Consider the following 11,796-nt stretch of genomic DNA (forward strand, 5'->3'; position numbering starts at 1 on the left):
GCTTCTACTATGGCTGCTAATCTTCCTACTCAAGCGCAAGTGCAAGGCGGCGCCGGTGTAACCGAGCCGGGCATTTCGCATGACGAGCACGCGCACCACGACGAGCACCACGAGCAGAGCTTTCTGCAGAAGTACATCTTCAGCACTGACCATAAAGTAATTGCCAAGCAATTCCTGATTACAGGTATTATCTGGGCTATTATTGGTGGTACGCTGTCGAGCCTCTTCCGTCTGCAGTTAGGCTGGCCTGAATCCACCTTCGAATGGCTTTCGCCTTTCTTGGGTAAATGGATTGAAGCCGGTAAGCTGAACCCAGAGTTCTACTTGGCGTTGGTGACGATGCACGGCACTATCATGGTGTTCTTCGTGCTGACGGCTGGTTTGTCGGGTACATTCTCTAACTTCCTCATTCCGCTGCAAATTGGTGCCCGTGATATGGCTTCGGGCTTCATGAACATGCTCTCGTACTGGTTCTTCTTTGCTTCCAGTGTGGTTATGTTCGTTTCGCTGTTCCTGGAAACGGGTCCTGCCTCTGCTGGTTGGACAATCTATCCTCCGCTGAGCGCTTTGCCCCAGGCTATTCCCGGCTCAGGTGCTGGCCAGACGTTCTGGTTGGTGTCTATGGCGCTGTTCATTGTTTCGCAGTTGCTAGGTGGTGTTAACTACATTACCACGGTTATCAACCTGCGTACTCAAGGCATGAGCATGAGCAAATTGCCGCTCACCATCTGGGCCTTCTTCTTGACGGCTATCCTTGGGTTGCTTTCGTTCCCAGTGCTGTTCTCAGCAGCCTTGTTGCTGATCTTCGACCGTAGCTTCGGTACATCGTTCTTCCTCTCTGACATCTATATTGCTGGCCAGGCACTGCCTAACACGGGTGGTTCACCTATCTTGTTCCAGCACTTGTTCTGGTTCCTGGGTCACCCTGAGGTGTACATCGTAATCATGCCTGCCATGGGTATGGTGTCCGAAATTCTGGCTACGAATGCTCGTAAGCCTATCTTCGGCTACCGCGCTATGATTGGCTCCCTGTTGGGTATTTCGCTGCTCTCCTTCATTGTATGGGCTCACCATATGTTCGTGACGGGTATGAACCCCTTCTTGGGTTCGGTCTTCATGTTCTTGACGCTCATCATTGCTGTGCCTTCGGCCGTAAAGACCTTTAACTGGCTGGCAACTCTGTGGCGTGGTAACATCCGCTTCACGTCGGCCATGTTGTTCTCCATTGGCTTCGTGTCGCTGTTCATTGCTGGTGGTCTAACGGGTATTGTACTGGGCAATGCCGCCCTGGACATCCAGATGCACAACACGTACTTTGTGGTAGCTCACTTCCACTTAGTAATGGGTTCGTCGGCTTTCTTTGGTTTGTTCGCCGGTGTGTATCACTGGTTCCCCAAGATGTTCGGCCGCATGCTGGACGAGAAGCTGGGCTACGTACACTTCTGGTTGACTTTCCTCGGGGTATATCTGGTGTTCTTGCCGATGCACTACGTTGGTATTGCCGGTTTCCCCCGTCGTTACTACGCTTGGACGGGCTTTGATTCCTTCAGCCAGTTTGCTGACCTGAACAAGTTTATCTCGGCTGCTGCCATCATTGCCTTCTTCGCGCAGTTTGTCTTTATCTTCAACTTCTTCTACAGCATCTTCCGGGGCCGTCGGGCCACCGAGAACCCCTGGAACTCGACGACGCTAGAGTGGACGACGCCGGTAGTACCTGGCCACGGCAACTGGCCCGGCGCAATTCCGGCCGTACACCGCTGGCCCTACGACTACAGCAAGCCTGGGGCCGCTGAGGATTTCATTCCCCAGCACATACCATACTCGCAGACGCAGTCGTCGAACCTGCCGTACGAGAAAGAAATGGAATAAGTGCTTCGAGCACTAGCCTTCTAAAACGGGCCGCTGTACTAACGGCGGCCCGTTTTATTTGCCTGCAGAAAGGGAAATCCGGACCGGCCGAGCCGAGCCGAATTTCCCTTTGGCTTTTAAGCAAAAAACCGCTTCGGCGGTTTGTAAAGTAGATACTTTCGCCTAGTAACGTTGAGCATGTCAGCCCCCATATTCGTACGCCGCTTTCGCTTTGTTGGAATCCTGACGGTAGCGGCCGTGTACGTTCTAATTCTGGTTGGTGGTATTGTCCGGAGCACTGGTTCCGGCATGGGCTGCCCCGATTGGCCGAAATGCTTTGGTACCTGGGTGCCACCTACCCACATTAGCCAGCTTCCGGCCAATTATAAAGAAGTGTACACCGCCCAACGAGTCGAGAAGAACAAGAAGCTGGCGGCGAAGCTGGAACGTATGGGTTTTCACCAAGTGGCCGGCGACATTTTCGCTCATCCAACGCAGTACATCGAAACTGACTTTAACCCGGTCAAAACGTGGATCGAGTACGTAAACCGGCTGGTAGGAGCCCTAATTGGCGTGTTCGTATTCGGCACGGTGTTATTTGCCTTGCCGTACTGGCGCCGCGACCGAGCAGTTTTCTGGCTGGCATTTGCATCTTTTCTGTTAACCGGCGTGCAGGGCTGGTTGGGCTCACTGGTCGTTTCCACGAACCTGCTGCCGATTATGGTAACAATTCACATGGGTTTGGCCCTGGTAATTGTAGCCATGCTGCTGTACGCCGTTGACCGGTCGCAGCGGGGGCGGGAAGTCGTGGTTCAACCCGTGCGGGAGGTAGCAGGCCTAGCCGGCGTCTTGTGGGTGGCCGTGTTGCTTACCTTCTGCCAGATTGTGCTGGGTACGCAGGTGCGGGAGCAGATTGACTTGGTTGCTTCAGCGGCCAACTACCTAGATCGGGGCAGCTGGGTAGAACAGCTTGGTAACGTGTTCCGCTTACACCGTTCTTTTTCGGCGCTGCTGCTAGTGCTAAATCTGTATCTGGCGTATCGACTGTACACGTTGCCCTCGCGCCGTTTGCACGGTTTAGCTACGGCTATTCTGGTGTTGATAGGAGGGGAAATACTAGCGGGCGTTGTTTTAGCTTACTTCTCTTTTCCGGCTGCGGTACAGCCTATTCACCTTACGCTGGCTACCCTGCTCTTTGGCGCTCAGTTTTTAGCGGTAGTAGCGTATCGGCAGGCCACGAAGTTGCGGCGGCAGGTGGCTACTCCGGCCGTTGTTGCGTAACTTTGCGGCCCCGTTTGGCGGATTTTCTCGCCGCACACTCTGTTCCACCCGTTGATGAGTAAGGCTAGGGCTTTTTTCCAGTTACTTAAATTCCGCTTAGCGCTTACGGTGGCCTTTTCCAGCGCCATTGGCTACTTGCTGGGCGCCCACGAGCTGAACTGGGGACGAGCGGCGTTGGTGATGCTGGGGGGCCTAGCTATTACAGGGTCGGCTAATACCATCAACCAGATTTTCGAGATAGATCTGGACAAAATGATGAAGCGCACGGCCCAGCGGCCACTGCCTTTGGGAATCTTAAGCGTTCGGGAAGCCTGGGTATTCACAGTTGTCCTGGGGGTAGCAGGGCTGGCTTTGTTGGCTTACTTTTTCAATCCTGTAGCAGCTGCTCTGTCCCTGATATCCCTGATTTTATACGGTTTCATCTACACCCCCCTCAAAACCATTTCGCCTATTTGCGTGGCGGTGGGAGCCATACCAGGCGGTATGCCGCCGCTAATTGGCTGGGTGGCCGCCACGGGCTTCCTGGGCTTGGAAGGATGGATTTTGTTTGGAATCCAGTTTATGTGGCAGTTTCCGCACTTCTGGGCCATTGCCTGGGTGTTGGATGATGATTATAAAAAAGCGGGCTTCAAAATGCTGCCCACGCCCGGTAAAAAAGACCTGCGTACTGCGTTTCAAATCATGACGTACACGCTGGTATTGATTCCGCTAAGCTTACTGCCGTTCTACTTCGGTATGACCAGCACAACCTACCCCATGGTAGCGGCTATCTGTGGCGTGTTGTTTCTGATGCAAACATTTTACCTCATGCGCACCATTAGTAAGAAGGCGGCCATGAGCATCATGTTCGGCTCCTTTCTCTACCTGCCTATTGTGCAGATAGCGCTGGTGCTGGATAAGATATAATCAGGTCCAGAGTGCAAACTAAGGCATGAGAACAGGGACAAAGCAGCTCCTACTCATGTTCAGTAACTGACACTCTTTCGTCCTACAACTCACTTCTCTACTATGCATTCTTCCGAAGCATTAAACACCAAGCAGCCGGCCACGGGTATCCACCCGTTGCGGTTTGTGCTGGTGCTGATGATGGTCAGCATCTTCATGATTTTCGCGGCGTATACCAGCGCCTACATTGTGCGTCGTAACGAAGGCAACTGGCTGGAATTCGATTTGCCCTTTGGCTTTCTGATTACAACCCTGATTCTGGCCGCCAGTTCTGTAACAGTGCAGTGGGCTTGGTTTGCGGCTCGTAAGGATGAGCTCAAGCAAGTACGCACGGCCCTCATTCTGACCACCGTGTTGGGCATTGCCTTTCTGGTCGGGCAGTGGGAAATGTGGGGGTTGTTGGTGGGGCAGCGCATCTTTTTTGCGGGCGTTGATGCCAACCCTTCCGGCTCATTTCTGTATGTATTAACCGGCGTCCATGCATTTCACCTGGTTACGGGACTTATCTTTCTGCTGATCGTATTGCGTAAAAGCTTTAACTATCAGGTGCATTCCCGGCAGATGCTTTCCATTGGCAACGTCACGATCTACTGGCACTACCTCGGCGCGCTTTGGTTGTACCTGTATTTGTTCCTACTTTTGAACCACTAGAATTTCGTCAACCCCCGCACGCTATGTCCACCATTTCCACGACGCAGGTAATTTCTGATTCCGCCCTGGATAAGCCGCGCACCGGCACCTGGGACGGCGGGAACGAGCCTTTCAAAGCAAGCTACGGCAAGCTGATGATGTGGTTCTTCCTGTTGTCGGACGCCTTCACGTTCGCCGCCTTCCTGACCACCTATGGTCTGATTCGTCACCGCCACGGCGTGTACGAGGGCACGGCCGAAGCCTTCAAGTTCTCGTCCAACTACTGGCCCATCCCCGAGAAAGTATTTGATGCTTTCCCCGGCTTGCACGGTATGCACTTGCCTTTGGGTTTCGTGGCTTTAATGACGATGATTCTCATCTTCAGCTCTGTAACGATGGTACTGGCGGTAGAAGCTGGTCACCGTTTCGACAAGAAGGACGTGCAGAAATGGCTGCTGTGGACGATTCTGTTCGGGGCTACCTTCCTGAGCTGCCAGGCCTGGGAATGGAGCCACTTCATCCACGGCACTGAGGAGGGCACTTTGATGAACGACGGCACGGTATTTCACGGCGCTAATCTGGCCATGAACCAGTACGGCCCGGTGCTCTTTGCCGATTTGTTCTTCTTTATCACGGGTTTCCACGGCACCCACGTATTCTCGGGTGTTTGCCTGCTGATCTGGGCGTTCATTGCTACCACGAACGGCACGTTTGAAAAGCGCGGCCACTACGAGATGGTGGAGAAGATTGGCCTGTACTGGCACTTTGTAGATCTGGTGTGGGTGTTCGTTTTCACCTTCTTCTACCTCGTTTAATTTGATTGAGTACCGGAGCGAGCAACTGCACAAGTTGTTCGCTCCGGTGTTTACTTCCCTTAGCTACTGCACTACCATGGCTCAGCACGCAACGCACGATACTGCTCCGACGGGCGAAATTCCGAAGCCGAATACCGCCTGGATCTGGAAAACCTTCTGGATTATTTCCGCTATTACGGCCCTGGAATTTGTTATTGCCTACATCATGCCCGCCAGCACGTTCCGCAATTCCATCTTCATCATCCTGACCATCTTCAAGGCTTTCTTCATTGTGGCCGAGTTCATGCACCTGAAGCATGAGACGAAGGGGTTGATCTGGACCATTCTGATTCCCATGTCTCTGCTGATCTGGCTGCTGGTGGCCCTGATTACGGAGGGGTCTTACATTGGCGAGGCAGTTCAGAACCTAGTTAGCTAGCTGCATGCGGCCCCAACAAGTATTAGTGTTGGGCCTGATTCTGCTGGTTCCGGTTCTGGCTTTCCTGTTTCTCAAAAGCTTCGGTACCAACCGTTACGCGCTGCCAACTTTCCTGCCCGACCGAGTAGACTCTACTCAGGTGGCGGGAAGGTGGCAGCGCGATACTGTTTATCACCAAATCGGTGACTTTCGGTTAGCGTCGCAATCAGGCCGGGAAGTGACGGGGGAAGAGCTGCAGCGGAAGGGCCTGTACGTAGCCAATTTTTTCTTTACCACCTGCCCCGGCGCGTGCCCGCGTGTAACCAGCCAGTTGATGCGGGTGCAGGAGAAGTTTCGGCAGGAGCCCCGCGTAGCCCTGGCGTCATTTACCGTAGACCCTGCCCACGATTCCGTAGCAGTGGTAGCGCGCTACGCCGAGGAGTACGGCGCCATTGCGGGCAAATGGTTTTTCCTGACCGGTGACAAAACGGTTGCTACCCGGTTAGCTACGCAGGAGTTTCGCCTGGCGCCGAGCACTGACCCCGGAAGCCTGCACAGTCAGCAGGTGTTTCTGGTAGACCGCGCCGGGCACGTGCGCGGCCGCTACGACGGGGCCAGCGAGCGGGACGTGAATCGCCTCATCACCGAAATAGAAGTGTTGCTTTACACCTATGACCACCAATAATTCCGCCGTTAACCCCGGCAACTTCACCAAGTACAAAATAGCCGCTGGCATTCTGGGCGCCGTGGTGCCCCTGGCAGTGGCCGTGCTTTACTTTCTGCCGGGCGTTTTCCGCATTCCCGGCGCCAATGTGAAAATGCTGCCCGCCGTCAATGCTGTGCTTAATTCCCTCACGGCAGTTTTTCTGATGCTGGGCTACTACTTTATCCGGCGCAAGCAGGTAGCCAAGCACCGCGCCATGATGGGCATGGCCTTCTTGCTTGGTTCTTTGTTCCTGGTTTCGTACGTGGCGTACCACTCCCAGGGCATTGTAACGAAGTACGGTGGGGTAGGGCTGATGCGGGGCGTTTACTACTTCATTCTGATAACGCATATTCTGCTGGCCGCTATAACCGTGGCGCTGGTGCTGTTTACGCTGTACTTCGCCCTGACCGAGCAGTTTCAGAAGCACCGCCGGATTGCCCGCTGGACTTACCCAGTGTGGCTCTACGTTTCCATTACGGGCGTAATCGTGTATTTCATGATTTCGCCTTACTACACCTAACCCGTTCGGAAAACACCCTTCAGATAAGGTCTCTGCTAACGAACCAGGAGGTCATCCGAACGGTTATTCTAGCAACGAAATCAGTTGATATCATGAAGAAAGTAGTTTATAGTGGACTGGTAGCCTTGTTTCTGGGAGTGTTGCTGAGCGTACTGCCCCTGAGCGTGCAGGCCCAATGCACCATGTGCAAAACCCAGGTGGAAGCCTCGCGCCAGGAGAAGGACGGCTACGACACAACCGGCCTGAACAAGGGAATTCTGTATCTGATGACGATTCCCTACGTACTGATTGGAACGGTTGGTTATTTCTGGTACCGTCACAGTCAGCAAAAGAAAAAAACGGCGCATGGCTAACTCCGATTCTACCCTGGTCAGTGTTCTGCAGCAGCGCTGTCCGCGCTGCCACCAGGGGCAGTTGTTCACCCATTCGGCCTTGAATCTGGCGCATTTCACCGAGATGCCGCCCGCCTGCCCCGTGTGTGGACAAGCCTACGAACCGGAACCAGGGTTTTATTGGGGCGCCATGTACATCAGCTTCGCCTTTTCCACGGCCATTATGCTGGTAGTGGGCTTTGCGGTGTACTACCTGCTCGATGACCCGGATACTTGGGTGTACATTACGGCGGTGGCTATTTTCTCCCTGCTGCTTACGCCCGCCAGCCTGCGGTACTCCCGCACGCTGATGCTGTATCTGTTTGGGGGCGTGCACTATGATGCCCGCTACGCCGCGACGCGCCGCTAAACCTGTTCTATTATAGCCTGAGCTAGGAAATGCCGCCGTAGGGCGGCATTTTTGTTTGGTATCAAGGTTGCTACTGTCCCGATTCCATCATTTCTCCTCCCGTTGAAATTTTTCCGCTTTCCCCCGGTCTGGCTGCTGTCCCTGGCCCTGCTTTGCTTCGGGGCCGCTTACCTCAGCAACCGCTACAGTCAGAATCCGGAGGTAGTACTGCAGGCTTCCGCTACCCGCCTGCAGGAGCTGCTGATGGAGGCCGAGCTTACGGGGGAGCGGGAGTCGACGGATGTGCTGCAGCGGCTGGCAACGCGCCAGGTCAGCTTTCAGAGCCTGACCAGCCACACCACCTACCCAACCTTCATTTTCCGGGGCGAGCAGATCGTCTACTGGTCGGACCACAGCGTGCGGCCCGATCCGGAACAGGCTCTGCAGCGCTACCACGAGCGGCTGCTGGAAACCCGGTTTGGCAAGTTCTTAGTGCTGCGGCATACGGAAGGCGACTATGTCGTTCTCACGTACATTCCGCTCGAAATCAGCTACGGCATCAGCAACCGTTACCTGCGGGAGGGCAACGGCCAAGGGCTGTTCCAGGGCCAGAACGTGCGGCTGGTGGTCGAAAAGACTACCTCCACTCTCCCGCGGATAGTTTCCAACGAGGGTAATTACCTGTTCTCGGTGGAAAGCCTGCAGGCCGACCCCATTACCGGCAAGTACGTGCCGCTGCTGCTGCTGTTACTCGGGTTCGGGTTTTACGTGGCCGGGTGGAGCTACGTGGCCCGCCAGCAGTTTGCGCAAGGAAAGGCGTGGGCCGGCGCCCTGGCCGTGGTAGTGCCGTTGGTGGTGCTGCGGGCCGTGATGCTCTCCTTGGGGCTGCCGTTTTCCTTTCTGGAAGTTCGCCTGTTTGACCCGCGCGTGTACGCGGCCTCCTGGATTTCGCCTTCCCTGGGCGACTTGCTCCTGAACGCCGCGCTGTTTGTAGTGTCCTCGTACTACGTGCTGCTGCTTTTCCGGCGCTACGGCGTGCTGCGCATCACCCAACGGATTCGGCGCTGGCCCCAGCGGATTGGGGTCGGGGCCCTCACCGTGCTCGGGTTCTATGGATTGCTAGAACTGCTGTTCGACTTCTACACCAGCAGCTTCAGCAACTCCCAGCTCATCCTGGATATCACGCAGGACATTCAGGTAAGCGCCTTCAAGGCCTTACTGTTGCTGGCAATTGTGCTGCATACCGGCAGCTATTTGGTGGGGTTCTACTTGTTGTCACAGCTGTTCACTGGAATCGTCCGGCCCTCTACCCGCAATATTGGTTTGCTGCTGTTGTTCGTGACGGCGGTACTCTTTCTATCCACGGGGCTCGGGTTGGGGCAGGTACACAGCACCATTTTGGGCATTACCCTGCTGTTCTTCTTTGTGCTGCGCCTAACCGGACTGAAGTCGGCGGGTGCGGTGCTGCCCTATCAGGTCTACCTGTTTATCTTCCTGATGGTAGGGGTTAGCTCGGCAGTGGGGGCGCTGGCCTTATACGAGCACTTCAACCGCCAGCTGCAAGTCAACAAGCAAAACCTGGCGGGTAATCTGCTCACCGATAACGATTTACAAGGCGAGTACCTGTTAGTGGAGCGGGGTCAGGAAATGGCCCAGGATCCGGTATTGCGCACCATGCTGGCCAGCCCGTTCATCAACCTGGACCTGATCCGGCAGAAAATCGTCAAGTACTACCTGCGCGACTACTTCGATAAATACGAGGTGCGCGTGATTCTCTTTAACCCGGCGGGGCGGGGCGTGGCCGTGGGCGGCAGCCTGGAGCAAACGCGCGAGTTTCTACTGCAAGGCGCCACCCGCACCGACCACCCCAACATCTACCTGATCCGCGACGGAAACAATTCGTTTAGCTCGCGCCGGTACGTGGCCTTTGTGCCGGTGCCTACCCCCAACCCGGAGGTAGATGCCGGTACCAGTACCGTGGTGCTGGAGCTGACCCTGAAGAAGCTCACGGCCAACAGCGTGGTGCCGGAGCTGCTGGTCGATCAGAAATTCTTCCAGCCCCGCCTGGGCACCGAGCTCAGCTACGGCGGTTACCAGAAAGGCCAGCTGGTGTATAGCGAAGGTGACTTCGACTACATCAACCGCTTACCCGCGAGCCTGTTTCGCGACCCGCGGCTGTACACTACCGGGGTGGCGCTCGGGAGCTTCCATCACTTGGGCATTCGGGCCATGGACCGCTCCGGCCGCATGGTGATAGTTACAACGGCCACGTATTCCTTCTCCGACTGGCTGGCGAATTTTTCCGCGCTGTTTTTGCTGCACAGCTTCTGCTGGCTGCTGCTGATGGGTGCCTTCCTGCTGGCGCGGGGCCAGTACCGGGAGTTGTTGCGCACCAACTTCAGCACCAAGATTCAGCTCTTCCTCAACTTCGGCATTCTAGTGCCCCTGATTGTGGTAAGCGTAGCCATTGCCAGCCAGGTTACCAACTCCTACAAGCACGATTTGCTGCGTACCTACCAGCGTCGGGGCCAAGCGGTACAGGAAAACTTGCTTAAAAACCGCAACCTGCTCACGGAGTCGGGCAACCGGGCCGACCTGGTGGACCTGGCCGAAAACGTAGCTGCCCTGACCGAAACCGACCTGAACCTCTATGATGCGCGCGGAGAGCTGCTCGTGAGCAGCCAGCCCCTCATCTTTGAGGCCAGCCTGCTTAGTACCCTCATGAACCCCCAAGCGGTAGCCGCCCTGACCGAGGACGGACAACCCCGCATTCTGCTCACGGAACAAGCCGGTACGCTTTCCTTTAACGCCCTGTATTTGCCGCTGCGGGCCGGCGGCGTGCAGTCGGGGCGGCCGGGCGCCGTGCTGGGCTACGTGGGAATTCCCTTCTTCGACTCCGAGAAAGATCTTGACAACAAACTTACGGAGCTAGTATCCACCATTCTGAACATCTTCACCGTGATGTTCATCCTGTTCCTGGTGCTGGCCTTCCTGGCCTCCCGGATTCTGACAGAGCCCCTCAAGCTCATCACGGAAAAGCTGCGGCAAACCACCCTTACGGGCCAGAATGAGATGCTGGCCTACGAGTCGGAAGACGAAATTGGCCTGCTCGTGCGCGAGTACAACCAGATGCTGCTGAAGCTGGAGGAAAGCAAGCAGGAGCTGGCCACCCAGGAAAAGGAAGCCGCCTGGCGCGAAATGGCCCGGCAGGTAGCCCACGAAATCAAGAACCCGCTCACGCCCATGAAGCTGAGTCTGCAGTTTCTGCAGAAGGCCATCCAGGACCAGCGCCCCAACCTGGACGAGCTGATGAACAAGGTGTCGCAAACGCTGATTACGCAGATTGACGTGCTGACCGACATTGCTACCTCGTTCAGCAACTTCACCAACCTGCCTGCCATGCGTCCTGAGCGGCTGGACGTGGCGCCCATTTTGCGGCGGTGCGTGGGTTTGCACCAGGGCGGCGCGGCTGGGACGGGCATCAGGCTGGTACTACCCGAGGATGCCGACGCGGGCCGCTACGTGGTGTACGCCGATGAAAGCTTGCTGGTGCGCACGTTTAACAACCTGCTAATCAATGCCCTGCAGGCCATTCCGCCTGATCGGCGGCCCGAGGTGAAGGTGCACCTGGAGGCGCAGCCCAACAACCGCCTCCGCATCTGCATTCAAGACAACGGCACGGGCATTCCGGCCGAAGTGCAGGAAAAAGTGTTTGTTCCCAACTTTACTACCAAGGAAAAAGGCTCCGGCATTGGGCTGGCCGTGGCCCGGCGCGGCATCGAGAGTGCCGGGGGCAACATCTGGTTTGAAACCGAGGAAGGGGCCGGTACGCTGTTCTGCATTGAGCTGCCGCTGGCGGGGTAGGCGGGGAATTAAACCGGGAGAATTAAAAATTAAAAATGGCAGTTGCAGCGTTTAGAAACCAGAGTTTGTG

At 55.8% G+C, this 11,796-nt stretch carries 11 protein-coding genes; all 11 read left to right on the top strand.

Going from position 1 to position 11,796, the window contains the following annotated elements:
* The first annotated feature begins 9 nt into the window (after positions 1-9).
* The 11 genes from IEW18_RS17445 to IEW18_RS17495 all read left to right on the top strand — a co-directional run bounded on the left by IEW18_RS17445 (position 10) and on the right by IEW18_RS17495 (position 11,726).
* Positions 10-1,869 (top strand): cytochrome c oxidase subunit I, encoded by a 1,860-nt coding sequence (locus IEW18_RS17445; RefSeq protein ID WP_229728815.1) that lies wholly within the window; start codon positions 10-12, stop codon positions 1,867-1,869.
* Between the two features lie 177 nt (positions 1,870-2,046).
* Entirely contained in the window at positions 2,047-3,129 is a 1,083-nt protein-coding gene (locus IEW18_RS17450) for a COX15/CtaA family protein (protein ID WP_188559160.1), read from the top strand.
* Positions 3,130-3,183: 54 nt separating this feature from the next.
* Positions 3,184-4,035: a heme o synthase gene (gene cyoE, locus IEW18_RS17455; protein WP_188559161.1), complete on the top strand. Its 852-nt coding sequence runs from the start codon at positions 3,184-3,186 to the stop codon at positions 4,033-4,035.
* Between the two features lie 102 nt (positions 4,036-4,137).
* Positions 4,138-4,725, top strand: coding sequence for a cytochrome c oxidase subunit 3 (locus IEW18_RS17460; protein ID WP_188559162.1), 588 nt, complete (start codon positions 4,138-4,140; stop codon positions 4,723-4,725).
* Between the two features lie 23 nt (positions 4,726-4,748).
* Positions 4,749-5,519: a cytochrome c oxidase subunit 3 gene (locus IEW18_RS17465; RefSeq protein WP_188559163.1), complete on the top strand. Its 771-nt coding sequence runs from the start codon at positions 4,749-4,751 to the stop codon at positions 5,517-5,519.
* 76 nt (positions 5,520-5,595) lie between these two features.
* Positions 5,596-5,937, top strand: coding sequence for a cytochrome C oxidase subunit IV family protein (locus IEW18_RS17470; protein WP_188559164.1), 342 nt, complete (start codon positions 5,596-5,598; stop codon positions 5,935-5,937).
* A gap of 4 nt (positions 5,938-5,941) precedes the next feature.
* Entirely contained in the window at positions 5,942-6,601 is a 660-nt protein-coding gene (locus IEW18_RS17475) for an SCO family protein (protein WP_188559165.1), read from the top strand.
* Complete coding sequence (locus IEW18_RS17480) at positions 6,588-7,142, top strand: DUF420 domain-containing protein (RefSeq protein ID WP_188559166.1); 555 nt, start codon at positions 6,588-6,590, stop codon at positions 7,140-7,142. Before IEW18_RS17475 ends, IEW18_RS17480 begins: the two co-directional genes overlap by 14 nt.
* Positions 7,143-7,234: 92 nt before the next feature.
* Positions 7,235-7,495: a CAMCR motif-containing small membrane protein gene (locus IEW18_RS17485; RefSeq protein ID WP_188559167.1), complete on the top strand. Its 261-nt coding sequence runs from the start codon at positions 7,235-7,237 to the stop codon at positions 7,493-7,495.
* The gene (locus IEW18_RS17490; protein WP_229728816.1) at positions 7,488-7,883 is read left to right on the top strand and encodes a DUF983 domain-containing protein; all 396 of its coding nucleotides are present in this window, start codon (positions 7,488-7,490) and stop codon (positions 7,881-7,883) included. Before IEW18_RS17485 ends, IEW18_RS17490 begins: the two co-directional genes overlap by 8 nt.
* 102 nt (positions 7,884-7,985) lie before the next feature.
* Positions 7,986-11,726, top strand: a complete 3,741-nt coding sequence (locus tag IEW18_RS17495) for a sensor histidine kinase (protein WP_188559168.1) — start codon at positions 7,986-7,988, stop codon at positions 11,724-11,726.
* The last annotated feature ends 70 nt before the right edge of the window (positions 11,727-11,796 follow it).

Source organism: Hymenobacter glacieicola, from assembly GCF_014640315.1.
In the GTDB taxonomy this organism is placed as follows: Bacteria; Bacteroidota; Bacteroidia; order Cytophagales; family Hymenobacteraceae; genus Hymenobacter; species Hymenobacter glacieicola.

What these genes read in the sequence shown, in the direction of transcription:
- IEW18_RS17445 (WP_229728815.1), top strand. Translation starts at nt 10, where the DNA reads ATGGCTGCTAATCTTCCTACTCAAGCGCAAGTGCAAGGCGGCGCCGGT.
- IEW18_RS17480 (WP_188559166.1), top strand. Translation starts at nt 6,588, where the DNA reads ATGACCACCAATAATTCCGCCGTTAACCCCGGCAACTTCACCAAGTAC.
- IEW18_RS17475 (WP_188559165.1), top strand. Translation starts at nt 5,942, where the DNA reads ATGCGGCCCCAACAAGTATTAGTGTTGGGCCTGATTCTGCTGGTTCCG.
- IEW18_RS17460 (WP_188559162.1), top strand. Translation starts at nt 4,138, where the DNA reads ATGCATTCTTCCGAAGCATTAAACACCAAGCAGCCGGCCACGGGTATC.
- IEW18_RS17490 (WP_229728816.1), top strand. Translation starts at nt 7,488, where the DNA reads ATGGCTAACTCCGATTCTACCCTGGTCAGTGTTCTGCAGCAGCGCTGT.
- IEW18_RS17470 (WP_188559164.1), top strand. Translation starts at nt 5,596, where the DNA reads ATGGCTCAGCACGCAACGCACGATACTGCTCCGACGGGCGAAATTCCG.
- IEW18_RS17450 (WP_188559160.1), top strand. Translation starts at nt 2,047, where the DNA reads ATGTCAGCCCCCATATTCGTACGCCGCTTTCGCTTTGTTGGAATCCTG.
- IEW18_RS17465 (WP_188559163.1), top strand. Translation starts at nt 4,749, where the DNA reads ATGTCCACCATTTCCACGACGCAGGTAATTTCTGATTCCGCCCTGGAT.
- IEW18_RS17485 (WP_188559167.1), top strand. Translation starts at nt 7,235, where the DNA reads ATGAAGAAAGTAGTTTATAGTGGACTGGTAGCCTTGTTTCTGGGAGTG.
- cyoE (WP_188559161.1), top strand. Translation starts at nt 3,184, where the DNA reads ATGAGTAAGGCTAGGGCTTTTTTCCAGTTACTTAAATTCCGCTTAGCG.